Origin of the sequence: Amycolatopsis pretoriensis, assembly GCF_900107925.1 — a bacterium.
In the GTDB taxonomy this organism is placed as follows: domain Bacteria; phylum Actinomycetota; class Actinomycetes; order Mycobacteriales; family Pseudonocardiaceae; genus Amycolatopsis; species Amycolatopsis pretoriensis.
In genome coordinates this window covers 684,836-706,485 of record NZ_FNUJ01000003.1, presented here as the reverse complement: position 1 = coordinate 706,485, position 21,650 = coordinate 684,836, and the positions used below count along the sequence as shown (strand labels likewise).

Annotated in this window: 20 protein-coding genes; 7 read left to right on the top strand and 13 right to left on the bottom strand. The window is 71.5% G+C overall.

Annotated elements, in window-relative coordinates; all coding sequences use genetic code 11:
* The first annotated feature begins 13 nt into the window (after window positions 1-13).
* Window positions 14-1,171: a cystathionine gamma-synthase gene (locus BLV96_RS15800; protein ID WP_091389205.1), complete on the top strand. Its 1,158-nt coding sequence runs from the start codon at window positions 14-16 to the stop codon at window positions 1,169-1,171.
* Between the two features lie 3 nt (window positions 1,172-1,174).
* Here BLV96_RS15800 and BLV96_RS15795 read toward each other — a convergent pair whose 3' ends face one another.
* Both BLV96_RS15795 and BLV96_RS15790 read right to left on the bottom strand, forming a co-directional pair.
* Entirely contained in the window at window positions 1,175-1,651 is a 477-nt protein-coding gene (locus tag BLV96_RS15795) for a TIGR03618 family F420-dependent PPOX class oxidoreductase (RefSeq protein ID WP_086683725.1), read from the bottom strand.
* An 81-nt stretch (window positions 1,652-1,732) separates the two neighbouring features.
* Window positions 1,733-1,996 carry a hypothetical protein gene (locus BLV96_RS15790; protein WP_086683729.1) on the bottom strand — a complete coding sequence of 88 codons (264 nt, stop codon included), beginning with the start codon at window positions 1,994-1,996 and terminating at the stop codon, window positions 1,733-1,735.
* A gap of 95 nt (window positions 1,997-2,091) precedes the next feature.
* On the opposite strand from BLV96_RS15790, the gene ilvA reads away from it, so the two are divergent.
* The gene (gene ilvA, locus BLV96_RS15785; protein ID WP_086683731.1) at window positions 2,092-3,294 is read left to right on the top strand and encodes a threonine ammonia-lyase; all 1,203 of its coding nucleotides are present in this window, start codon (window positions 2,092-2,094) and stop codon (window positions 3,292-3,294) included.
* Here ilvA and BLV96_RS15780 read toward each other — a convergent pair.
* The 6 genes from BLV96_RS15780 to hppD all read right to left on the bottom strand — a co-directional run bounded on the left by BLV96_RS15780 (window position 3,279) and on the right by hppD (window position 11,088).
* On the bottom strand, window positions 3,279-4,124 hold the full coding sequence (locus BLV96_RS15780) for a ferredoxin (RefSeq protein WP_086683734.1): 846 nt from the start codon (window positions 4,122-4,124) through the stop codon (window positions 3,279-3,281). The two genes, ilvA and BLV96_RS15780, sit on opposite strands and share 16 nt — an antisense overlap.
* A 12-nt stretch (window positions 4,125-4,136) precedes the next feature.
* Window positions 4,137-4,997: an immunity 49 family protein gene (locus BLV96_RS15775; protein ID WP_143050969.1), complete on the bottom strand. Its 861-nt coding sequence runs from the start codon at window positions 4,995-4,997 to the stop codon at window positions 4,137-4,139.
* A gap of 7 nt (window positions 4,998-5,004) precedes the next feature.
* Window positions 5,005-8,889 carry a hypothetical protein gene (locus BLV96_RS15770; protein WP_244180239.1) on the bottom strand — a complete coding sequence of 1,295 codons (3,885 nt, stop codon included), beginning with the start codon at window positions 8,887-8,889 and terminating at the stop codon, window positions 5,005-5,007.
* The gene (locus BLV96_RS15765) at window positions 8,889-9,197 is read right to left on the bottom strand and encodes a type VII secretion target (RefSeq protein WP_086679876.1); all 309 of its coding nucleotides are present in this window, start codon (window positions 9,195-9,197) and stop codon (window positions 8,889-8,891) included. The genes BLV96_RS15770 and BLV96_RS15765 overlap by 1 nt, the downstream gene beginning before the upstream one ends.
* Before the next feature lie 10 nt (window positions 9,198-9,207).
* A complete protein-coding gene (locus BLV96_RS15760; protein WP_086679878.1) occupies window positions 9,208-9,765 on the bottom strand; it encodes a YbaB/EbfC family nucleoid-associated protein in 558 nt (185 codons plus the stop codon).
* 123 nt (window positions 9,766-9,888) lie between these two features.
* Complete coding sequence (gene hppD, locus BLV96_RS15755; protein WP_086679880.1) at window positions 9,889-11,088, bottom strand: 4-hydroxyphenylpyruvate dioxygenase; 1,200 nt, start codon at window positions 11,086-11,088, stop codon at window positions 9,889-9,891.
* Window positions 11,089-11,197: 109 nt separating this feature from the next.
* Here hppD and BLV96_RS15750 point away from each other — a divergent pair, with 109 nt between their 5' ends.
* Entirely contained in the window at window positions 11,198-11,677 is a 480-nt protein-coding gene (locus BLV96_RS15750) for an Lrp/AsnC family transcriptional regulator (RefSeq protein ID WP_086679882.1), read from the top strand.
* 70 nt (window positions 11,678-11,747) lie between these two features.
* On the opposite strand, the gene BLV96_RS15745 is transcribed toward BLV96_RS15750, so the two are convergent.
* The 3 genes from BLV96_RS15745 to BLV96_RS15735 form a co-directional block, all read right to left on the bottom strand.
* Window positions 11,748-12,560, bottom strand: a complete 813-nt coding sequence (locus tag BLV96_RS15745; RefSeq protein ID WP_086679884.1) for an MBL fold metallo-hydrolase — start codon at window positions 12,558-12,560, stop codon at window positions 11,748-11,750.
* Between the two features lie 49 nt (window positions 12,561-12,609).
* Window positions 12,610-13,113, bottom strand: a complete 504-nt coding sequence (gene greA / locus BLV96_RS15740; protein ID WP_086679886.1) for a transcription elongation factor GreA — start codon at window positions 13,111-13,113, stop codon at window positions 12,610-12,612.
* A 195-nt stretch (window positions 13,114-13,308) separates the two neighbouring features.
* Window positions 13,309-13,752 carry a DUF4307 domain-containing protein gene (locus tag BLV96_RS15735; protein ID WP_086679887.1) on the bottom strand — a complete coding sequence of 148 codons (444 nt, stop codon included), beginning with the start codon at window positions 13,750-13,752 and terminating at the stop codon, window positions 13,309-13,311.
* Window positions 13,753-13,888: 136 nt separating this feature from the next.
* Here BLV96_RS15735 and mca point away from each other — a divergent pair, with 136 nt between their 5' ends.
* The gene (gene mca / locus BLV96_RS15730) at window positions 13,889-14,791 is read left to right on the top strand and encodes a mycothiol conjugate amidase Mca (RefSeq protein ID WP_086679890.1); all 903 of its coding nucleotides are present in this window, start codon (window positions 13,889-13,891) and stop codon (window positions 14,789-14,791) included.
* Window positions 14,788-15,111: a hypothetical protein gene (locus BLV96_RS15725; RefSeq protein WP_086679892.1), complete on the top strand. Its 324-nt coding sequence runs from the start codon at window positions 14,788-14,790 to the stop codon at window positions 15,109-15,111. Before mca ends, BLV96_RS15725 begins: the two co-directional genes overlap by 4 nt.
* Here BLV96_RS15725 and BLV96_RS15720 read toward each other — a convergent pair whose 3' ends face one another.
* Window positions 15,112-17,604: a polynucleotide kinase-phosphatase gene (locus BLV96_RS15720; protein ID WP_091389202.1), complete on the bottom strand. Its 2,493-nt coding sequence runs from the start codon at window positions 17,602-17,604 to the stop codon at window positions 15,112-15,114. It abuts the gene before it with no gap.
* Entirely contained in the window at window positions 17,601-18,968 is a 1,368-nt protein-coding gene (locus BLV96_RS15715; RefSeq protein WP_086683870.1) for a 3' terminal RNA ribose 2'-O-methyltransferase Hen1, read from the bottom strand. Before BLV96_RS15715 ends, BLV96_RS15720 begins: the two co-directional genes overlap by 4 nt.
* Before the next feature lie 65 nt (window positions 18,969-19,033).
* Between BLV96_RS15715 and BLV96_RS15710 the strand changes: the two genes are divergently transcribed.
* Together BLV96_RS15710 and BLV96_RS15705 are read left to right on the top strand one after the other, a co-directional pair.
* Window positions 19,034-21,001: a thioredoxin domain-containing protein gene (locus tag BLV96_RS15710; RefSeq protein ID WP_086683865.1), complete on the top strand. Its 1,968-nt coding sequence runs from the start codon at window positions 19,034-19,036 to the stop codon at window positions 20,999-21,001.
* Between the two features lie 78 nt (window positions 21,002-21,079).
* The gene (locus BLV96_RS15705) at window positions 21,080-21,637 is read left to right on the top strand and encodes a hypothetical protein (RefSeq protein ID WP_086683862.1); all 558 of its coding nucleotides are present in this window, start codon (window positions 21,080-21,082) and stop codon (window positions 21,635-21,637) included.
* Window positions 21,638-21,650 lie beyond the last annotated feature (13 nt).

Sequence of the window (21,650 nt, the reverse complement as noted above, 5' to 3'; positions counted from 1 at the left end):
GTACGCTTACCCAATGGTGGACGACTACTCCGTACTGGGATTCGAGACTCGCGCGATCCACGCCGGTCAGAAGCCCGACCCCCGCACCGGCGCCGTGATCGTGCCGATTTACCAGACCTCGACCTACGCGCAGGACGGCGTCGGTGGGACCCGCGAGGGCGACTACGAGTACTCGCGCACCGCGAACCCGACCCGTTCGGCGCTGGAGGAGGCGCTGGCCTCGCTGGAAGGCGGCCGGCACGCGCTGGCCTTCGCGTCCGGCATGGCGGCGTCCGACGTGGTGCTGCGCAGTACCCTGCGCCCCGGTGACCACCTGGTGCTCGGCAACGACGCGTACGGCGGCACGTTCCGCCTGATCGACAAGGTGCTCAGCCTGTGGGGCGTCGAGCACACCGTCGCCGACCTCGCGAACCTCGACGAGGTGCGCGCCGCGATCCGCCCCGAGACCAAGCTCATCTGGTGCGAGTCGCCGACCAACCCGATGCTCGGCATCGCCGACATCGCGGCGCTGGCCGGGGTCGCGCACGACGCCGGCGCGCGCCTGGTGGTCGACAACACCTTCGCGACGCCGTACCTGCAGAACCCGCTGTCGCTGGGCGCGGACATCGTCCTGCACTCGACGACGAAGTACCTCGGCGGCCACTCCGACGTGGTCGGCGGCGCGATCATCACGAACGAGGACGAGCTGCGCGAGCAGTTCTTCTACCTGCGCAACGCCGCGGGCGCGGTCCCGGGGCCGTTCGACGCGTGGCTGACCCTGCGCGGCATCAAGACGCTGGCCCTGCGTATGGAGCGCCACAGCGACAACGCCGAGCTGGTCGTCCAGGCGCTGGTGAAGCACCCGAAGGTCGCGAAGGTCTACTACCCGGGCCTGCCGGAGCACCCGGGCCACGAGACGGCCGCGAAGCAGATGCGCCGCTTCGGCGGGATGGTGTCGTTCAGCCACGCCGACGGCGAGGCGGCGGCCCTGGAGGTGGCGTCCCGCACGAAGCTGTTCATCCTGGCCGAGTCCCTCGGCGGCATCGAGTCGCTGATCGAGCACCCGGGCAAGATGACCCACGCGAGCACGGCGGGCTCGACGCTGCAGGTCCCGGCGGACCTGCTGCGCCTGTCGGTCGGCATCGAGGACGGCCGCGACCTGGTGGCCGACCTGCTGGCCGCGCTGGGCTGACCCTCAAGCACCGACGTCGAGACCGCCGCCGTAGAGGCGCTCCACCCGGAGCGTGATCACCACGCGGCGGTCTTCGACCATGTTCCGCAGGAACACCGCCTCGTCTTCGGGGTCGGTGAACGGTGCCTGCATCGCGAGCAGCGCCCGCCCGGTCTCGTCGCCCGGCACCGCGCTCACCGGCGACACCTCGGCCACGCCCTCCGCGACGGCGAAGGCCAGGTGGTCGTCGCGGCCGACGTACAGCGAGGCGTGCGGGTCACGGGCGAGCTGGCGGACCTTCGCGCGGCCCGCCGTCGCTCCGATCCGCACGACCCGCTCCCCGGGATCCCAGGCGTAGGCGACGGTCGACAGGTGCGGGAAGCCGGCGCGATTGACCGTGGCCAGCGCGCCGAAGCTGTGGCCGCGGAGCAGCTCGCTCAGCTCGTCTTCGGTGGGCTTGGCGGGTCCCGGACCGCGGCCGGGCTCGTAAACGGTGGTCACCCGGTGATCATCGGGCGCGGCCGGCCCCCGCGGAAGAAGGCACTTTCGTGTTCCCCGGGCACACCGGGGTAACCCACCTGGTCAGGGGTTGTAGTTCCCGTGCACGACGCCGCCGGACTTCGGGGTGCCCGTGGCCGGGAGGTTCGCGCCGTCCACGCAGCCGCCGACCAGCTCGACGTGGCTGTCGTGGCGGATGTACTGGGCCGGGGACGCGCACGACGCGCTGTCCACCGTGATGTACGCGGCTCCCGTGAGCGCGGCGGCCGACGCCAGGCCGATCACGAGCGGGACCAACCCGGCGGACCGGGTGGCGCGGGCCCGTCGAGCGTCGTTCCCCCGTGCCATGGTTGCTCCCTGTTTACCGTGCGTTGACATCGCCCAGGGTACCCGGCTCCCCGCCCTGTCAACCTGTGGAGTTCCTGAGTGGCATAGTCCGGGCCATGGAACTCGTCACCATCGAGCGGATCCAGGCCGCCCGGGAACTCCTAAAAGGAGTGACCAGGGTGACGCCGATGGAGCACGCGCGCGACCTGCGCAAGCTCCACGGCGGTCCGGTGCACCTGAAGTGCGAAAACCTGCAGCGCACGGGGTCGTTCAAGATCCGCGGCGCCTACACCCGCATCCACGGTCTCAGCGCCGCCGAGCGCGAACGCGGCGTCGTCGCGGCCAGCGCCGGCAACCACGCGCAGGGCGTCGCGCTCGCGTCGTCGCTGCTCGGGGCCAAGTCCACCGTCTTCATGCCGCTGCGTGCGCCGCTGCCGAAGCTCGCCGCGACCCGCGGGTACGGCGCCGACGTCCACCTCCACGGCGCACTGCTGGAGGAGACCCTCGCCGCGGCCATCGAGTTCGGCGAGCGGACCGGCGCGGTGTTCATCCACCCCTTCGACCACGCGGACGTCATCGCCGGCCAGGGCACCGTCGGCCTCGAGATCCTCGAGCAGGTGCCGGGCGTGAAGACGATCCTGGTCGCCACCGGCGGCGGCGGGCTGGTCGGCGGGGTCGCGTCGGCGGTGAAGGCGGTGCGTCCGGACGTCCGCGTCGTCGGCGTCCAGGCCGAGGAGGCCGCCGCGTACCCGCCGTCACTGGCCGAGGGCAGGCCCGTCCGGCTGGGGTCGACCTCGACGATGGCCGACGGCATCGCGGTCGGCGAACCGGGCCCGGTCAGCTTCGCGCACGTCGCCTCACTGGTGGACGACGTCGTGACGGTGTCCGAACAGTTCCTCTCCCGCGCGGTGCTGCTCTGCCTGGAACGCCGGAAGCTGGTGGTCGAGCCGGCCGGCGCGGCGACGGTCGCGGCCCTGCTGCAGCACCCCGGCATCTTCGAGCCGCCGGTGGTGGCGGTCCTCTCGGGCGGCAACGTCGACCCGGTGCTGCTCCTGCAGATCATCCAGCACGGCATGACGGCGGGCGGGCGCTACCTGCGCCTGCACCTGCGCGTCCCGGACCGGCCGGGGTCGCTCGTGGGCGTGCTGTCCCGGGTGAGCGAGCTGGGCGCGAACGTCCTCGACGTCGAGCACTCGCGGATCTCGGGCAGCCTCGACCTCGGCGAGGCCGACATCGTGCTGGCGCTCGAAACCCGCGGTCCCGAACACTGCAAGGACCTCGAAATCGCGCTTACGGACGCGGGTTACACGGTCGTCTGAGGTGCTTCCCCGGTGATCGCCGCCAGGGCGAGGTCCTTGGCGGGCTCGGGCACCTCCGCCGGCGCGGTGAAGCGGCGGGCCCGGATGTGGGCGACCAGGTCCGGGTCCGGCGGCACGCCGTGCTCACGCAGGTAGTACGCGACCGCGCCGGGCCACGCCCAGGCCCCGTCGGTGCGGAAGTTCATCGGCACCGCGTCTTCGCGGTCCGGCGCGAACGCGTCCGGGCCGTTGCTGCGCGAGGCCAGGATGACCGGCGCCGCGTCGAGGTACGCGAGCACCCGTTCGATCTCCGCCGGGACCAGCTGCGGCCGGCGGATGAGCGGGCGGCCCGAGGCGTCGACGCCGTCGTAGATCCGCGGCGTGCGGACTTCGCCGTCGGCCACCGGCGGGGTCAGCCCGGCACGCTCGCGCAGCCAGGCCGGGACGTGCTCGTCGGCGCGCGGGAAGAACCGCAGCTCGTCCTGGAACCCGATCGGCGGCGGCTGCTGCCGGAACGGCGGTTCGAGGTCGGGCCGCACGAAGTCGACGTCGGGCGGCTGCGCCGGTTCGAACACGAGGATCGCGCCCAGCCACGTGCCGAAGCCGGGCCGGTACATGCCGGACCGCAGCACCCCGAGCAGCCGCAGCGCTTCCGGGTGCGGCTGACCGGGCCGGGGCAACCCGTCCAGCCCGGTCACCAGCAGGTCGGCTTCGACGTGCCGCCCGGCGGCCCGGTACTCGACGCGCAGCTGCCGCCACCCCGGCGGCACCTGCGACGTCAGCACCGCCCCGATCTGGCGGACGATCTCCTGCTGCTGGTCCGGGCGCAGCGGCCCCGGTGGCTGGCTCATGGCGTCCCCGGCTCAGATGGTGATCTCGCCGACGCGGGTGCCCGCGAGCAGGTGGTGGGGCAGGTAGTCCGACTCGACGTCGATCGCCATCCCGGCGTCGCGGGCGAGGCAGGCCATGGCGAGCGGCGCCAGCGCCACGAAGCCCTCCGGGTTCCGCTGCCGGTCCTCGTCGGCGGTCCAGTACTGCTTGTGCAGGTCCAGGGCGAGCACGAGGGAGTCGTTGAACTTCGCCTCTTCGCGCTGGGTGAACAGGTAGAACAGCTCCATCGGCGGGAACTGCTGCTTCAGCACGGGTTCCGGCGGGAACACCCGCAGCGACTCCGGTTCGGTACCGCTCATCGCGGTGAGCACGGCGTCGACCAGGCCGTCCTCGCCGCGAGCCCAGATCCGCAGCGCCTGCGCCCAGTCGGTCAGGAAGTCGTCGAAATCGGCGCCGGAGTCGCGGAACACCTCGGCCGGCACGGCGGCGAGCCGGTCGATCCGCGGCCGTTCGCGGCAGACGATCGCGAGGTAGAACGCGGTCAGCCAGTTCGCGGCGTGGCTGTCGCGGGTCGGGCCGGTCGCCGGGCGGCGGACGGTGTCCTCGCCGAACCGGAACTCGACCTGCTCGCCCGCGGGGCGCGCGGCCGTCACGAACAGCGCGTCACCGGCCTGCATGGCGCGCGCGAAGGCGAGCCAGGTGTCGTTCCACGCCGCGCGCGGGTCGCCGACGGTGCGCGTGCGGAACTCCTCCAGCGAGCGCTTCAACGCGAAGCCGGGGCCGAGGACCTCTTCCTCGATGTCCTCGCGTGCTTCGTGCAGCCGCTCGGCGAGCATTTCCACCGTCTCGGCGGCGTATTTCTCGTCGATTTCGTGCCGGGCAACAGTGCGCACGGTGTGGTCACTCCCCACGATTCTTCGGTGGCCGGGGCGTCAGGTCGAACTGCTTCAGGTTGTAGCCACCGTACACCGGGTGTTTCTTGTACTCGTTCGGCTTGCCGCCCTCGACGGGGACCTTGTTCCCCAGCTCGTCGAGGTCGAACTCGTCGCGGACGCGGGCCTTCGCCACGTAGTAGTCGAGCTTGTTCTTCCCCATTTGCCGTTCGAGGTCGAGCGCGAGCTTGCGTTCCGCCGGTGTTCCGTGGTTCTTCATGTTTTCCACGATGCTGTTCACGTATTCGGGATGGCCCTGTTCGTAACGGAGGCCGTGCGCGCCTTCGCGGGTGCCGAGCCCGGCGTTCGGGCCCTTCGCCTCGACGACCACGATCCGGGTGCCCTCCGGTCCCTTCACCTCGTAGATCTGGTCGAAGCGCCCCGAACCGGGTTTCTCGCCGACCCGGGTGTCCACGCCGTGGCGGGCGGGGTCGGGCAGCTCCGTGATCTCGTGGGGCGGCGACGGGAACCGGTCCCTGACGGCGTCGCTCGCGGCGTGTTCCCCGAGGTCCTCGCCGAGGTTGGTGCGGTCCCGGTGGGCGTCGGAGCGTTCGCGTTCGATCTCGTCGGTGAGCGTGCCCTTTTCCTTGGCGCCCTGGTAGTCGGCCTCGGCGTCGCGGGCGCGCGAGTTGGCTTCGTGGCGGCGGTCGATCAGGTCCTGCGCACGCTCCTGCTGCTGCGTGGTCGCGCTGTGTTCCTTCTCGTGCTGCTTGTGGTAGGTGGCTTCTTCGAAGTCGTCGGACTTCGGCTCGATGCGTTCGCCGTCCGGCTTGGTCTTGTCTTCCTTGATCTTCGGGAGGCGCTCGTCGGTGGCGTCGACCTGGTCGGCGTTCTTCCGCGAGTACTCGCCCTTCTTGTTCGGGCCGTCGTAGTACTTCTCGCGGTAGGCGTCGTCGTTGATCTTCTCCTTCATCGACGCCTTCGGCTCCCGGTCCGGGCGCTCGATGTCGACGGGTTCGTCGTCGATGTAGCGCTCACCGCGGTGCTGCGCGCTGTCGGCGTCGACGTCGTGCTGACCGCCGTGGTGGCTGTCGGGCGCGAAGCCGTCGTCGCCCGCGCGGTGCGTCGAGCCGTCCGGGCGGTGGGTGTTCCACTCGCCGTCCGGCGGGATGCGGGGGCGCATCTTGCCGTCGGGGCCGATTTCGTAGTCGGAGGAGAAGACCCGGCCGTGCGAGTCGGTCCACGCGGGCTTGGTGGGGGCCATGACTTCGGTGTCGAGCTCGCGGGAGAGCCGGTGCGCGAAGTCGTTGGAGCCGGCGTCACAGCCGATGAGCCGGATCGGACGGCCGTCGTAGTCGCCGTTGCGGCGCAGGATGTCGGCGAATTCTTCGGGCGTGTAGAGGCGGTCGCCGATGCGGGCGTGGCCGTCGGGGGTGACGTGCACGTCGACGGTGTAGCGGCCGTCTGGGTCCGGCTGGACGCGGTGGGGCAGGTCGCCCATGTCGGGGTCGCCGGCGTGGTAGGAGCTGCCCGAGCGGGTGCTTTCGGAGTGGCGGGCGTTGACCTCGTCGGGGGTGAGCGGTTCGTGGGGCGGGCCGTCGGGGTCGTGGTGGCCGGGGCCGTTGTCGTGGGGGGTGTTTTCGTGCGGGGTGTTCTGGTGCGGGCCGTGGCCGTCGGGGCTGTGCGGGCCGCCGGGTCCGGTGTGCCCGGGGCCGCCGCCGGGCCGGGTGCCGGGCGCGTGCGTGCCGGGGCGGGTGTCGGGACCGTGGGTGCCGGGGCCGAAGCCACGAGCGGCAGGCGCGTCCGGAGTGCGCGGACGGCCGCCGCCGGGCAGGTCACCGCCGGTGCGCGGCCGTCCGGGGGCGTCGACGTGCGGGCTGTGGGCGCCGGGGCTGCCCGGGGTGCCGGTCCAGCCGGGGCCACCGGCGCGCGGGGAGCCGCCGCCGAGGCCGCCGCCTCCGGGACCGCCACCGGGCGGCATACCCCCGCCACCCATCATGGGCGCGCCACCTTGGGACGGGACGGCGGCACCATCGCCGCCGCGCGGCGAGGGGACGGTCCCGGGATCGCCGGTGCGCGGGGCGGTAGGAGCGGTACCGCTGGCGGAGGTGGAGCCATCGGTACGCGGGGGTGCGGCGTTGCTGGGGGTTTCGGTCCCGGAATGCGAGCTGGGCGAGTTGCCCCCGGAGTGCGCGGGGCTGCTGTCGCCGCCGCGCGTCGGCGAAGGGCTGCTGTCTCCCGTGTGCGAGGGCGCGCTGTCGCTTGCCCGCGACGGTGTGTTGTCCGCGGAGTGCGACGGGGTGCTGTCGCTGCCGCGGGAGGGGTTGCTGTCGCTGGTGTGGGAGGGAGTGCTGTCGCTGCCTCGCGTCGGCGAAGGGCCGTTGTCGCCGGTGTGCGACGGGGTGCCGTCGCTGCCGCGGGCGGGTGAGGGGTTGCTGTCGCTGGTGTGCGACGGGCTGCTGTCGCTGCCTCGCGTCGGCGACGGGCTGCTGTCGCTTGCCCGCGACGGTGTGTTGTCCGCGGAGTGCGATGGCGTGCTGTCACTTCCCCGGGTGGGCGAAGGGCCGTTGTCGCCGGTGCGCGACGGAGTGCTGTCGCCGCCGCGCGTCGGCGAAGGGTTGCTGTCTCCCGTGTGCGAGGAAGCGCTGTCGCTTGCCCGCGAAGGGGTGTTGTCCCCGGTGCGGGAGGGCGTGCTGTCGCTGCCGCGGGTGGGCGAGGGGCTGTTGTCTCCCGTGTGCGACGGAGAACTGTCGCCGCTGTGCGAGGACGAACCGTCTCCGGTGTGGGAGGGCGAGCCGTCGTCCGAGCGCACCGACGAAGGCGAACCTTCGCCATCCGGCGAACTCGATCCGTCCCGGCTGGAACTCCGCCGCGATCCCGGATCGGTGTTCATCGGATCCGAACTCGGCGAGTCCCCATCGCTGCCGTGCGAACCGTCACCGCCGGACTCTCCATCGCCGGAGCGGGAACCCTCCCCGCCGGAATCCCCGTCACCGGAGTGCGCGCCCTCGCCGTCCCCGCCGTGGGCGCGGGTGTGGACTCCGCCGCCCTCCTTCGGGATCTTGTGGACGAAGCCGCCTTCCTTGATCTTCAGCCCGTCCAGGCCGCTGACCTTGCCCAGCACCTTGCCGAAGACCTTCGCGATCTTCTCGAACACGTCGACCAGCTTCGACAGCAGCGGCGACACCTTGCGGATCGTGTCGGTCAGCTTCTTGAGCAGGTCACCGATCTTCTTGCCCCACTTGGCGATCGCCGCCGAAGCCTGCGCGACCACCACCGGCGTGCCGAAGCCGAGGGAGAAGACCTCCTCCATCACCCACGCGATCAGCTTGCCGACCAGGTCCGCGATCAGCTGCCGCACCGTCTCGCGGACGAACGACACGACCTGGCCCATGATCATCGTGACCGTGCTGATCGCGCCGGCCACCGTCGCCGCGCCCGACAACGCCTCGGAGTGCTCCGCCGCGAACTTGCGGTAGGAGTCCGCGCCCGCGCCGGTCCAGCCCGTCGTCCCGTTCTTGACCGCGTTGTCGAAGTCGGTCTTGCGCTCGCCCAGCGCCTTCGACACGTTGCCCCACGTGTCGGCGTACGACTGGATCACCGGCGGGTTGCCCGCCACCGAATCCAGCATGTCCTTCAACGGCTGCACGTGTTCCATCAGGAACGACGCCACCGACGACATCAGGTACCCGAACGGGTCGACCGCCGCCCCGGCGATCTCGCCGGCCAGCGACAGCACGCCCAGGCCGCCGGAAACCCAGTCGCCGTCCTTGATGCCGTTGAACGCGTCCATCGACGACTCGGCGATGCCGATGCCGCCGGCCCAGCCGTAGTCGCCGTTGCCCGCGGTGAACGCGCCCGGCCCGTCCGGGTCCTTCTTCGCGTCGACGACGAGCGGATTCCCCTCCGGCATCACGCACCGCCCGCGGACTTGTTCAGGTCGTCGGCGACGCCGGCTTCGTACTTGTGGTACGCCGCAGCGGCTTCGCGGACCTTGCCCGACACCGCCGTCATCGCCTGCACGGCGTCCTTCAACGCGTCGATCCCGTACTGCTCCACCGGGTCGAGCATCATCCGGAACGGCTGGCAGAGGATGCCGTACGCGTCGGTCGGCATGCTCACCTGGTTCGCCGCGTCGACGGCCTGCTGCAGCCCGTCCCCGATGGCGTCGAGCTGGTGGGCGTGTGCCGTCAGGTCGGTGCTGAGTTCCACATCCGTCATCGGTTCCCCCTCAGGAAAGGATCGGTCCGCCGAAGTCGTCGTCATCGTCGGTGTCGGCCGGACGCCGGCGCCGCGGCGGCTGCGGCGGGGCCGGCGGCGCGGGTGGCTGCGGCGGGGTGCGCGGCGGCTGCTCGTCGTTGTCCTCCGGCAGGAACCGGCGGACGCGGTCGGGCTCCGGGAACGCGGGTTCGGGCTCCGGCGGCGGCTCCGGGAATGTGCTCTGCGCCTCGCGGACGATCTCCGCCGCGGCCTGGTCGCCGGTGCCGGTGGTCTCGCTCATGGCCTGCTGCAGCAGTTCGGGGATCCGGGCCTGCGCGCGCTGGACGAGCTGCATCACCTGCGCCGACACCTCGGCCATCCGCTTCCCCGAAGCGGCCTCGGCGATGACGAGGTTCTTCAGCAGCCCACGCGAATCGACGGTCACCTGGACGGTGCCGTCCTTCGACCGCTCGGTGACCGACTGGCCCTGCACGCGATCGGCCAGCGCCTGGTACCGGGCGGCGTTCTCCTCGAGCCGCTTGGTCCAGTTGTCGATCATCGCGTCGCTGGCGTCGATGCTGTCCGGCATCCCGGCCCCTCCTCTTGAGCTTCTCCACACTGACGGATCCGGGCAACCATCGGTTCCCGGAACACGCCAAAGGCCACCATAGGGGACCCGCAGGTTCCCGATGGTGGCCTTCGCCGAGATGGGTCAGAGGTTGCCGCGACGCTCCTGCTCACGTTCGATCGCCTCGAACAGGGCCTTGAAGTTGCCCTTGCCGAAGCCGAGCGAACCGTGCCGCTCGATCAGCTCGTAGAAGACGGTCGGGCGGTCGCCGATCGGCTTCGTGAAGATCTGCAGCAGGTAGCCGTCCTCGTCGCGGTCGACCAGGATGCTGTGCTCCTTGAGCGTCTCGATCGACACGCGGACGTTGCCGATCCGGGCGCGCAGCTCGGGGTCGTCGTAGTAGGAGTCCGGGGTGTCGAGGAACTCGACGCCGGCGGCGCGCATCGCGGTGACCGTCGCGATGATGTCGTTGGTGGCCAGCGCGATGTGCTGGCAGCCCGCGCCGCCGTAGAACTCGAGGTACTCGTCGATCTGCGACTTCTTCTTCGCCACGGCGGGCTCGTTCAGCGGGAACTTGACCCGGTGGTTGCCGTTCGAGACGACCTTGCTCATCAGCGCCGAGTACTCGGTCGCGATGTCGTCGCCGACGAACTCCGCCATGTTCACGAAGCCCATGACGCGGTGGTACCAGTCGACCCAGTAGTCCATCTTGCCGAGCTCGACGTTGCCGACGCAGTGGTCGACGGCCTGGAACAGCCGCTTCGGCGCGCCCTCGGGCCGCTTGATCGAGCTTTCGCGCGGCTCGTAGCCGGGCAGGTAGACGCCGGTGTAGCGCGACCGGTCGACCAGGGAGTGGCGGGTCTCGCCGTAGGTCGCGATCGCCGCGACGCGCACGGTGCCGTGCTCGTCGGAGACGTCGTGCGGCTCCTCGAGGATGGCTGCGCCCTGCGCGCGGGCGTGCTCGACGCACTTGTCGACGTCGGTGGTCTCCAGCGCCAGGTCGATGACGCCGTCACCGTGCTTGCGGTGGTGGTCCAGCAGCGGGGAGTCCGGCTTGACGCCACCGGTGATGACGAACCGGGCGGAGCCGGACTTCAAGACGTAGGACTTGCGCTCGAAGTCGCCCGTCTCGGGGCCCGAGTACGCGACGAGCTGCATCCCGAACGCGATCTGGTAGTACCAGGCGGTCTGGGTGGCGTTGCCGGCGATGAACACCACCGCGTCCATGGCCTTGACCGGGAACGGGTCGGTCGAGGCGTCGTGGTCCACGAGCCCGACGAGCTGACGCAGCTGGTCGTAGCTGACGTCGTCGAGCGCACCCTGGGGTTCGGCAGTCTGGGTCATACCTCGAAGGATCATCCCTGCGGGGCAAGATGCGCAATGGTCTCTATTTTTGCTGGACAATCTGACCGGTGACTGCCGGCTATCGACCGTCATCATGGACAATCTGTGCATGCCGGAGAACCTGGATGCGCTGGATGCGCGGCTGCTGCTGTTGCTCACCGACTCACCACGGCTGGGCGTGCTGGAGAGCGCGCGCCGGCTCGGCGTCGCCCGCGGGACGGTCCAGGCGCGCCTCGACCGCCTCACCGAGCGCGGCATCCTCGGTGGCTTCCCGCCGGAACTCGACCTCGCGGCGATGGGCTACGGCCTGACGGCGTTCGCGTGGCTGGAGATCGCCCAGGGCCGCCGCGCGGAGGTGACGGAAGCGCTTTCGGCGATCGACGAGGTGTGCGAGGTCCACGCGACGACCGGCCAGGGCGACCTGTTCGTCCGGATGGTCGCGCGCGGCAACGACGACCTGCAGCGGGTGATCGACAAGGTGGTCGGGGTCACGGACGTGCTGCGGACGTCGACGTCGATCGCGTTGTCGACGCCGGTGCCGCCGCGGGTCCGCCCCCTGCTCGAACGCACGGCCCGCGCCTGTGGATAAGCGGCGCTTTCACGTGAAAGTGCCGCCCCGCCCTGTGGACAAGCGCAGCTTTCACGTGAAAGCTGCGCTCTCAGCCTTGGTCGACGACGTGGGCCAGGTAGCGCCGGGCCGAGCGCTGGACGACCTCGAAGCCGTCGGTGCGCACGATCGCGTCCCACCAGGCCCCGTAGATCGCCTCGAACCGGTACCCGGCCAGCAGTTCCGCCGCGCGGCGCACGATGTGCGGGCGCTCGGGGACCAGGTTCGGGTAGCTGTACATGAAGCCGACGTGCGTCCGGTCGGGCACGACCTGCACGATGTCGCCGGACAGCAGCGCGCCCTGCCCGTTCTCACCGTCCGGCCAGTGCAGCACCGTGCCGCCGGTGAAGTGCACGCCGAGGTTGATCAGGCGCAAGTCGTCGGCGACGTCGAGCGTGGTGCCGGACCACAGCTTGACCGCCGGGTCGGGCCGGCCGATCCACTGCTGGTCGCCTTCGTGCAGGTAGACCGGCACGTCGAACGCGTGCGCCCACTCGACCATCGTCGTGTAGTAGTGCGGGTGGCTGATCGCGATGCCGGTGATCCCGCCCAGGTCGCGGACCTGCTGGACCAACGCGTCGTCGAGGTACGCGGCGCAGTCCCACAGGAAGTTCCCGGACCGCGCCCGGACCAGCAGCGCGCGTTCGCCGATCGCGAACCCGGGGTTCGAGCCGACGCCGATGATGCCCGGGCCCTGCTCTTCGACGCGCGGTGCGTACGTGCCGCTCTCGCGCAGCGACGCGAGGTTCGTCCACTGCTGCCCGGACTGCGGGACGTACTGGCGTTCGTCCTCGCAGATCGGGCAGTCGTCACGGGCCACGGCGTACTGCATGCCGCAGGCCTGGCAGATCGGTTCGGTGCTCACGGTGCTGTCCTCCCAGAAAGTGGATCCTGGGAGGACACGCTAGCCGCGGCTATTTGGCGTCGGTGTACGGAACCGCCTTGACGAGGGTGACCTTCTGCAGCTTGCCGTTGGGCAGCTCGTACTCGCGAGCCTCGCCCTCCTTGGCGCCGAGCAGGGCCTTGCCCAGCGGCGACTCCGGGGAGTACACGTCGAGCTCGCCTTCGGCGCCCTCTTCGCGGGTGGCGAGGAGGAACTTCTCGTCCTCGTCGTCGCCCTCGTAGCGGACGGTGAGCACCTTGCCCGGGCCGGCGGTGCCGTCGTTCGCGGGCGCCTCGCCGACCTTGGCCGAGCGCAGCAGCTCCTGCAGGTGCCGGATGCGCGCCTCGGCCTGGCCCTGTTCCTCACGGGCGGCGTGGTAGCCGCCGTTCTCCTTGAGGTCGCCCTCTTCGCGGCTGTCGTTGATGCGCGCGGCGATAACCGGACGATTCTCGATCATCTCGTCGAGTTCGTGCTTGAGCCGGTCGTAGGCATCCTGGGTCAGCCAGGTCACCTTGGTGTCGCTCACGGTCACCATCTCCTCGTCGGGCCTGCCAGGCTTGCGTGTTCAAGCCGGCCCACACGGGCCTAGGTGCCCGCGTGGCTGAGATAAAGGAAAAACACGGCCCGTCGTGGGCCGTGCTGAAGGGTCAGAGTATCACGGCGCGACAGTTCGACGCCCGTTAAATCCGCACGCCGCGGGCGTTGGGCGCGCGGTTCACCCCGTTGGCCGCTATGGGGTTGACAAATACTGTGGTACCTCGTACGAGCAGCCGTACACGTCGGCCGTCACCGGTGCCCCGATGCTCTTGATCGTCGTGCTCATCCTGCTGTACTTCGCGCCGGCGGGGATCAAGAGCTCTTTGCGGCCGCTCTCCGCGCCGGTCTTGTCGCGGACGCGCACGATGCACACGCCCGGCCTGCTGTTGTCGTCCCGCGTCACGTTGATGGTGATTTCCATCGCGTTGCCCGGTTTGCCGCTGAAGGCGACGCGCTCGGCGTCGATCGGCGCGGACCCGAGGTTGACGTACGCGACCCACGCGATCACGCCGCTGACCAGCAGGGCGATCGCCAGGAAGAGCCCCCGGCGCCAGCGCCGGGGCGCCTTCGCGCGGCTGGTGCCGTACCGGCCCTCGGGCAGCGCGGGGGCTGCCGTTTCCGCCGGTCCGCCTGCCAACGCGGGGCCTCCTGCTCGTTCTTGTCGTACCCGTGGGGACAATGGTGGGGCGGGTACGGCTTCGAGTATCCGCCCGCTGGGTGGGCGGCCCACAGGTGGGTCGCGGAATACGGGTAGAGAAGGAGTCGTTCGCAGCATGGTGGACCAGCTGACGAAGCCGCGCTTGCGCATGATGGCCGTGCACGCACATCCGGACGACGAGTCGAGCAAGGGCGCCGCCTCGATGGCGCGCTACGCCGCCGAGGGGCACGAGGTGCTCGTCGTCACCTGCACCGGAGGTGAAGCCGGCAGCATCCTCAACCCGGCGATGGACCGCCCCGAGGTGCTGGCGAACATGACCGAGATCCGCCGCGAGGAGATGGCCCGCGCGGCCAAGATCCTCGGCGTGAGCCAGCGCTGGCTGGGCTTCGTGGATTCGGGCCTGCCGGAGGGCGACCCGCTGCCGCCGGTGCCCGAGGGCTCGTTCGCCGTCGTGCCGCTCGAGGAGTCGACCGAGGCGCTGGTGCGCGTCATCCGCGAGTTCCGCCCGCACGTCATCACGACGTACGACGAGAACGGCGGCTACCCGCACCCCGACCACATCCGCACCCACGAGGTGACGATGGCGGCGTGGGACGCGGCGGGCGACCCGGACCGCTTCCCCGACGCGGGCGAGCCGTGGCAGCCGCTGAAGCTGTACTACATGCACGGCTTCTCGAAGGCCCGGATGGTGGCGTTCGACGCCGCGCTGAAGGAGGCCGGGCTCGAGTCGCCGTACACCGAGTGGCTGGCCAAGTGGGACCCCGATCGCGCCGATGTGATGGAGCGGGTGACGACCCGCGTCGAGTGCGGTGAATACTTCGAGGTGCGGGACGAGGCGCTCAAGGCGCACGCCACGCAGATCGACCCGAACAGCCGCTGGTTCTTCGTCCCGTTGGAGATCCAGCGCGAGACCTGGCCGACCGAGGAGTACGAGCTGGTCAAGTCGCAGGTCGACAGCACGTTGCCGGAGGACGACCTGTTCGCCGGCATCGGAGTCGAGGAGAAGGTGAACACATGAGTCTGACGCTGCCGGCCGGCGTGGCGCTTCCGGTGACCGCGTCGGCCCTGGTCTTGACGCAGCAGCCGGGTGACGGCGACAACGGCGGGCAGGGGGAGGACTTCGGCAAGTCCTCCCCGGTCGGCTTCCTGGTGCTGATCCTGTTCCTCATCGCGGTGGCGTTCCTGGTCCGCTCGATGACGAAGCACCTGAAGCGCGTCCCGGCCAGCTTCGACGAGCCGCCGGCCGAGGCCGAGACCACGGCGACGGAGAAGCCCGAGGAACCGAAGGCGGCCGAGAAGCCCGCGAAGGACTCCTCGGCCACCAAGGCCGACAGTTAGCTAGAGCCGGGGATCCACCGGGTCCGACTCCAGGGCGAGCACCGCGAACACGCACTCGTGGACGCGCCACAGCGGCTCGCCCCGGGCCACGCGCTCCAGGGCCTCCAGCCCGAGCGCGTACTCGCGCAGCGCCAGCATCCGCTTCCGGTTCAGCCCCCGCTTCCGCAGCCGCTCGAGGTTCGACGGCAGCGTGTAGTCCGGCCCGTAGATGATCCGCAGGTACTCGCGCCCGCGGACCTTCACGCCCGGCTGGGCCAGGCCGCGCGTGCCCCGGGTCAGGTTCGCCGACGGCTTGACCACCATGCCCTCGCCGCCGGCCTCGGTCAGCTCCTCCCACCACGACACCCCGGCCGCGACGGACGACGAGTCCAGCACGTCCACCATCAGCGTCCGGGTGCGCTGGAACCGCGGGCCCGCGAGCCGGTCGAGCACCGAGAGGTGCCACGCGTGCGGCCGGTCGTGGTAGGCCGTCCCCTCCGACGCCAGCAGCTGGAACGGTGCCAGCCGGACGCCGTCCAGGCCCGACGTCGGCCAGCAGTACCGCCGGTACGCCGCCCGGTAGGCGTCCACTGTGGACTCGCGCAGAGACGTGCGCCGCAGCAGGTCCGCGACGTCGATGCCGCGCGCGGAGGCCGTCGCCAACGCCGAGACCGCCGCCGGCAGCACCGCCTGGGCCGCCGCGCCGACCGACGCGTACTGGTCCGCGATCAGCCCGCCCGCCTTGGCGCTCCACGGGAGCAGTTCGGCGTCGAGCAGCAGCCAATCCGACTTCAGCTCGTCGAACAGCCCGGCCGCCGCCGACCGCACGTCCGCCAGCAGCAGGTCGTTCTGCGCCGCCGTGAAGAACGGCCGACCGGTGCGCGTGTACACCGCGCCGCCACCGTCGATGCCGAACCGCCGGACCGCGACGGCCTCGTTCCGGCACACCAGCACCACGGCCCGCGAGCCCATGTGCTTCTCCTGGCACACCACCGACTGCACGCCCGCCGCGCGGTACTCGGCGAACGCCTCCTCCGGGTGCTCCAGGTAGTCCTCGCGCGAAGACGTCGAGCACGGCGCCATCGTCGGCGGCAGGTAGGCGAGCCACCGCGGGTCGACCGCGAACCGGCTCATCACCTCCAGGGCCGCCGCCGACTGCTCCGCCGAAACGCCGACACGGCCGTGGTGCGCGGTCTGCACGATCCGCTTCCCGGTGACGTCGGCCAGCTCCAGCACCGCCGGCTCACGCCCGCCGAGCGGCCGCGAAGCGTCGAGCGGACGCGTGGGCTCGTACCAGACCCGGTGCGCCTTCACCGAGACGACTTCGCGCTCCGGGTAGCGCAGCGCGGTCAGCTTCCCGCCGAACACGCACCCGGTGTCGAGGCACATCGTGTTGTTGACCCACTCCGGTTCGAGCGTCGGCGTGTGCCCGTACAGGACCATCGCGGACCCGCGGTAGTCGCGCGCCCACGGCAGCCGCACCGGCAGGCCGTACTCGTCGGTCTCGCCGGTCGTGTCGCCGTAGAGCGCCATGCTCCGCACCCGCCCGGACGCGCGCCCGTGGTACCGCTCGGGCAGCCCGGCGTGCGCGACGACGAGGTCGCCGCCGTCGAGGACGTAGTGCGCGATCAGCCCGTCGCAGAACTCGTGGGCCGCCCGGCGGAACTCCTCGCTCTCCGCGCCGAGCTGCTCCAGCGACTCCGCGAGGCCGTGCGCGGCGTTGACCTTCCGCCCGTGCAGCGCGCGCACCAGCTTCTGCTCGTGGTTCCCGCAGACGACGAGCGCGCTCCCGGCCGCGGCCATCCCCATCACGCGCCGCAGCACACCCGGCGTGTCCGGCCCGCGGTCGACGAGGTCGCCGACGAACACCGCCGTCCGCCCGGCCGGGTGGACGCCGTCGACGTACCCCAGCTCGGCCAGCAGCTCCTCGAGCTCGGCCGCGCAGCCGTGGACGTCGCCGATCACGTCGAACGGCCCGGTCAGGTCGCGCTTGTCGTTGCGCAGCGGCTCGACGACGATCTCCGCCGCGGCCACCTCGGCCTCGCCGCGAAGCACGTGCACGCGCCGGAAACCCTCGCGCTCCAACGACTTCAGCGAGCGCTGCAGCTCGCCGCGCTGCCGCCGGACCACGTGGTCGCCGAAGTCGCGGTCGGGCCGCCCGGCGTTGCGCGCGACGCACACGGACAGCGGCAGGTCGAGCACGATCGCCGTCGGGAGCACGTCGTGCTCCTTCGCGAGCTTCACCAGGCTCGCCCGCGAAGCGCGCTGGACGTTCGTCGCGTCGATCACGGTCATCCGGCCGGCCGCGAGCCGCTTCCCCGCGACGTAGTGCAGCGCGTCGAAGGCCTCGGCCGACGCGGACTGGTCGTTTTCGTCGTCGGCGACGAGCCCGCGGAAGAAGTCGCTGGAGAGCACCTGCGTCGGCGCGAAGTGCGTGCGCGCGAAGGTCGACTTGCCGGAGCCGGAAGCGCCGACGAGCACGACGAGCGCCATGTCGGGGACGGTCAGCTTCACGCGGCCACCTCCTCACTGGTCGAAAAGACCGCCAGCTGGGTCGGCGGTCCCGATTCCTGGTCCACCGGTCCGATCGGCACGTACCGGACCTCGTAGCCACGCCGGGTCGCGACGCCGTCCGCCCAGGCGCGGAACTCGGCTCGCGTCCATTCGAACCGGTGGTCGGCGTGCCGGAAATGCCCCATCGGCAGGAACTCGAACAGCCGGTTGTACTCCGCGTTCGGCGTCGTGACGAGCACCGTGCGCGGCGCCGCGACCCCGAACACCGCGTGTTCCAGCGCCGGCAACCGCTCCTGGTCGACGTGTTCGACGACCTCCATCAGCACGGCGGCGTCGTAGCCGGCCAGCGCCGGGTCGGCGTAGGTGAGCGCGGACTGCCGGAGCGTGACGCGAGAGCGCTCCTTCAGCCGCTTCTCCGCGACGTCGAGGGCGCTCGCGGAGACGTCGACGCCGACGATCTCGGTGAACGACCGGTCCTTCTCGAGGACGCGCAGCAACGCGCCGCTCCCGCAGCCGAGGTCGAGCACGCGCCGCGCGCCCGCCGCCCGCAGCGCGGCCAGCACGCTGCCGTGGCGCTGCGACGCGAGGCTCTCCGGCTTGTCCGGCAGCTCGGTGACGAGCGCCTCGGCGTCCGCGGGGACGTCGTCGGACTCGGCCAGCCGCGAAAGCGCGTAGCGCACCACCGGCCGCCGCCGGTCGAGGTAGCGGTTCGTGATGAGCGTCCGCTCGGGGTGCGCGGCGAGCCAGCCGTCGCCGGCGCGCAGCAGCTTGTCGGCCTCGTCCTGGCCGACCCAGTAGTGCTTGCCGCCGTCGAGCGCGGGCAGCAGGACGTAGAGGTGCCGGAGCGCGTCGACGACCCGGTGCGTGCCGGCGAGCGTCAGATCGACATAGCGGCTTTCGCCCCACTCCGGGAATTCCGGGTCGAGCGGGATCGGCGCGGTCGAGACGCGCCAGCCGAGCGGCTCGAACAGCTTGCGCACGACTTCGGCCCCGCCGCGCGCGGACAGCGACGGCACCCGGATCTCCAAGTCGAAGAGCTCGTCGACGAGTTCCGGGCGCGCCGAGCAGCGGCCCGCGAGCGCGGTGGTGAACGCGGCCCGCAGCGCGACCGCGAGGTACGAGCCACCCGCGTACGGCCGGTCGTTGACGTACTGGGTCAGCGAAGTCCCGCCGCCGCGGACGAGCCCGACGGGGTCGATCTCGACGAACAACGCGACGGTGCAACGACCTTCGGCCGCCTCCGGGTAGAAGACGTGCGCAGTCCCGGCCGAGAGCGCGACCGACTGGGCCTTCTCCGGGTGCTTGTGGAGGAGGAAACCCAAGTCGGTGGCGGGGTTCCGGGTCGTCGTGATCGTCAGCAGCACCCGCCCAGTGTGGCGGAGCGACCGCCGACCGCGCGCCCGGTTTTCCCGGGTGCGACCCTGGAGGCATGAACCGTCTCGCGAGCGCGACCAGCCCGTACCTGCTCCAGCACGCGGACAACCCGGTCGAGTGGTGGCAGTGGGGTCCGGACGCGCTGGCCGAGGCGCGCCGGCGGAACGTGCCGATCCTGCTTTCCGTGGGGTACGCCGCGTGCCACTGGTGCCACGTCATGGCGCACGAGTCGTTCGAAGACGCGGAAACCGCCGCCGTGATGAACGAGCACTTCGTCAACATCAAGGTCGACCGCGAAGAGCGGCCGGACATCGACGCCGTGTACATGGCCGCCACGCAGGCGATGACCGGCCAGGGCGGCTGGCCGATGACGTGCTTCCTGACGCCGGAGGGCGAGCCGTTCCACTGCGGCACCTACTACCCGCCGTCGCCGCGGCCGGGCATGCCGTCGTTCCGGCAGCTCCTGGCCGCCGTCGCCGAGGCGTGGGGCGAGCGGCCGGACGAACTCCTGGACGGCGCGAAGCAGATCGTCGCCCACCTGGCCGAGCAGACGGGGCCACTCCAGGAGTCCATTGTGGACGAAGCGGTGCTCGCCGGCGCGGTCGCGAAGCTGCAGCAGGAGGCGGACCCGGTCAACGGCGGCTTCGGCCGGGCGCCGAAGTTCCCGCCGTCGATGGTGCTGGAGTTCCTGCTGCGCCACCACGAGCGCACCGGGTCGGCGGTCGCGCTGTCCCTGGTGGACCGGACGGCCGAGGCGATGGCCCGTGGCGGCCTGTACGACCAGCTGGCGGGTGGCTTCGCCCGGTACTCCGTGGACGCCGAGTGGATCGTGCCGCACTTCGAGAAGATGTTGTACGACAACGCGTTGCTCCTGCGGTTCTACGCCCACCTGTGGCGGCGGACCGGCTCGGCGACGGCGTTGCGAGTCGCCACCGGGACGGCTGAGTTCCTCGCCGCGGAGTTGCGGACGCCCGAGGGCGGCTTCGCCTCCTCGCTGGACGCGGACACCGACGGCGTCGAAGGCCTGACGTACGTCTGGACGCCGGAACAGCTGCGCGAGGTGGTCGGCGACGACTCCGCGGCTTCGCTGTTCGGCGTCACCGAAGAGGGGACGTTCGAGGAGGGCGCCTCGACGTTGCGCCTGTTCGGCGACCTGCCGGAACCCCTGCGCGGCAAGCTCCTGGAGGCGCGGGCGAAGCGGCCGCAGCCGGGACGTGACGACAAGGTGATCGCGTCCTGGAACGGCCTGGCGATCACGGCGCTGGCCGAGGCGGGCGTCGCGCTGGACCGTCCACAGTGGATCGCGCAGGCGGTTTCCGCGGCCGGGTTGCTGCTGGACGTCCACGTCGTCGACGGCCGGTTGCGACGCAGTTCGCGCGACGGCGTCGTCGGGGAGTCGGCGGGCGTGCTGGAGGACTACGCGTGCGTCGCCGACGGGTTCCTGGCCCTGCACCAGGCGACCGGCGAGGCGAAGTGGCTCACCGAGGCGACCCGGCTGCTGGACCTCGCGCTGGCGCACTTCGCGTCCCCGGACGTCCCCGGCGCGTACTTCGACACCGCCGACGACGCCGAGGCGCTGGTCCAGCGGCCGGCCGACCCCGGCGACAACGCGAGCCCGGCCGGGGCGTCCGCGCTGGCCGGGGCGCTGCTGACGGCGTCGGCGCTGGCCGGTCACACGGAGGCGAGCAGGTACCGCGAGGCGGCCGAGCAGGCGTTGCGGCGCGTGGGCGTGCTCGCCGCGCGGGTGCCGCGGTTCGCGGGGCACTGGCTGTCGGTGGCCGAGGCGCTGCAAGCAGGCCCGGTGCAGGTGGCGGTGGCCGGCGCGGACCCGGCGTTGCGGCTGGCCGCGGCGCGGGGCGTGCACGGCGGTGGCATCGTGCTGGCCGGCGAGCCGGACGCGCCGGGCGTTCCGCTGCTGGCGGACCGGCCGCTGGTGGACGGCTCGCCCGCGGCGTACGTCTGCCGGGGGTACGTGTGCGATCGGCCGGTCACCTCCGCCGAGGAGCTGACGGCTCAGCTCTGAGTGAACGACCTGCTGTTCCAGCTGTATTCGGCGTAGCGTCGGTAGCGTTGTAATCATGTAATCGCGGAGGTGGCGAACATGGGACGAGGCTGGAAGGGCGGCCGGGGCTGGCAGCAGGCCGAAGTGCCCCCGGCGGACGACGCGGCGGCCTGGTTCGGCGGGCGCCTGCCCGACGGCTGGTTCACCGGAGCCCCGGAGGTGACGGTCGACCGCGAAGAGATCATCGTGGTGGGCGAGCTCCCGGCGCTGACGGAGGAGTACGCGGACGACGCGGCCCGCGCGGCGGCCGAAGAGGGCCGCATCAGCCGCTACCGCGAGGAGACGCGCGACGAGCGCATCGAGATCGCGAGGCAGGCGGAGCACCGCTACCAGCGCAAGGTGGCGTGGGGCGCGAAGCTGGGCGGTACGAAGGCGCTGTTCACGACGCATTCGGCACCGGTGATGACCCGGCTTCGTCAGCCGGAGCGCTTGGTGCTGGACACGCTGGTGGACGCGGGCGTGGCCCGGTCCCGCTCGGACGCGCTGGCCTGGGCGGTCCGTCTGGTCGGCGAGCACGCCGACAGCTGGCTGGGCGACCTGAGGGAAGCGATGAGCAAGGTCGACGACCTGCGCTCGAAGGGCCCCGACCTGGCCTGACGACGGCCGGATT

Coding starts and splice junctions, on each gene's coding strand:
- BLV96_RS15800 (WP_091389205.1), top strand. CDS start 14: ATGGTGGACGACTACTCCGTACTGGGATTCGAGACTCGCGCGATCCAC.
- hppD (WP_086679880.1), bottom strand. CDS start 11,088: ATGACCCAGACTGCCGAACCCCAGGGTGCGCTCGACGACGTCAGCTAC.
- mca (WP_086679890.1), top strand. CDS start 13,889: ATGGTGGACCAGCTGACGAAGCCGCGCTTGCGCATGATGGCCGTGCAC.
- BLV96_RS15725 (WP_086679892.1), top strand. CDS start 14,788: ATGAGTCTGACGCTGCCGGCCGGCGTGGCGCTTCCGGTGACCGCGTCG.
- BLV96_RS15790 (WP_086683729.1), bottom strand. CDS start 1,996: ATGGCACGGGGGAACGACGCTCGACGGGCCCGCGCCACCCGGTCCGCC.
- ilvA (WP_086683731.1), top strand. CDS start 2,092: ATGGAACTCGTCACCATCGAGCGGATCCAGGCCGCCCGGGAACTCCTA.
- BLV96_RS15770 (WP_244180239.1), bottom strand. CDS start 8,889: ATGCCGGAGGGGAATCCGCTCGTCGTCGACGCGAAGAAGGACCCGGAC.
- BLV96_RS15760 (WP_086679878.1), bottom strand. CDS start 9,765: ATGCCGGACAGCATCGACGCCAGCGACGCGATGATCGACAACTGGACC.
- greA (WP_086679886.1), bottom strand. CDS start 13,113: ATGGTGACCGTGAGCGACACCAAGGTGACCTGGCTGACCCAGGATGCC.
- BLV96_RS15705 (WP_086683862.1), top strand. CDS start 21,080: ATGGGACGAGGCTGGAAGGGCGGCCGGGGCTGGCAGCAGGCCGAAGTG.
- BLV96_RS15750 (WP_086679882.1), top strand. CDS start 11,198: ATGCCGGAGAACCTGGATGCGCTGGATGCGCGGCTGCTGCTGTTGCTC.
- BLV96_RS15710 (WP_086683865.1), top strand. CDS start 19,034: ATGAACCGTCTCGCGAGCGCGACCAGCCCGTACCTGCTCCAGCACGCG.
- BLV96_RS15780 (WP_086683734.1), bottom strand. CDS start 4,124: ATGAGCCAGCCACCGGGGCCGCTGCGCCCGGACCAGCAGCAGGAGATC.
- BLV96_RS15765 (WP_086679876.1), bottom strand. CDS start 9,197: ATGACGGATGTGGAACTCAGCACCGACCTGACGGCACACGCCCACCAG.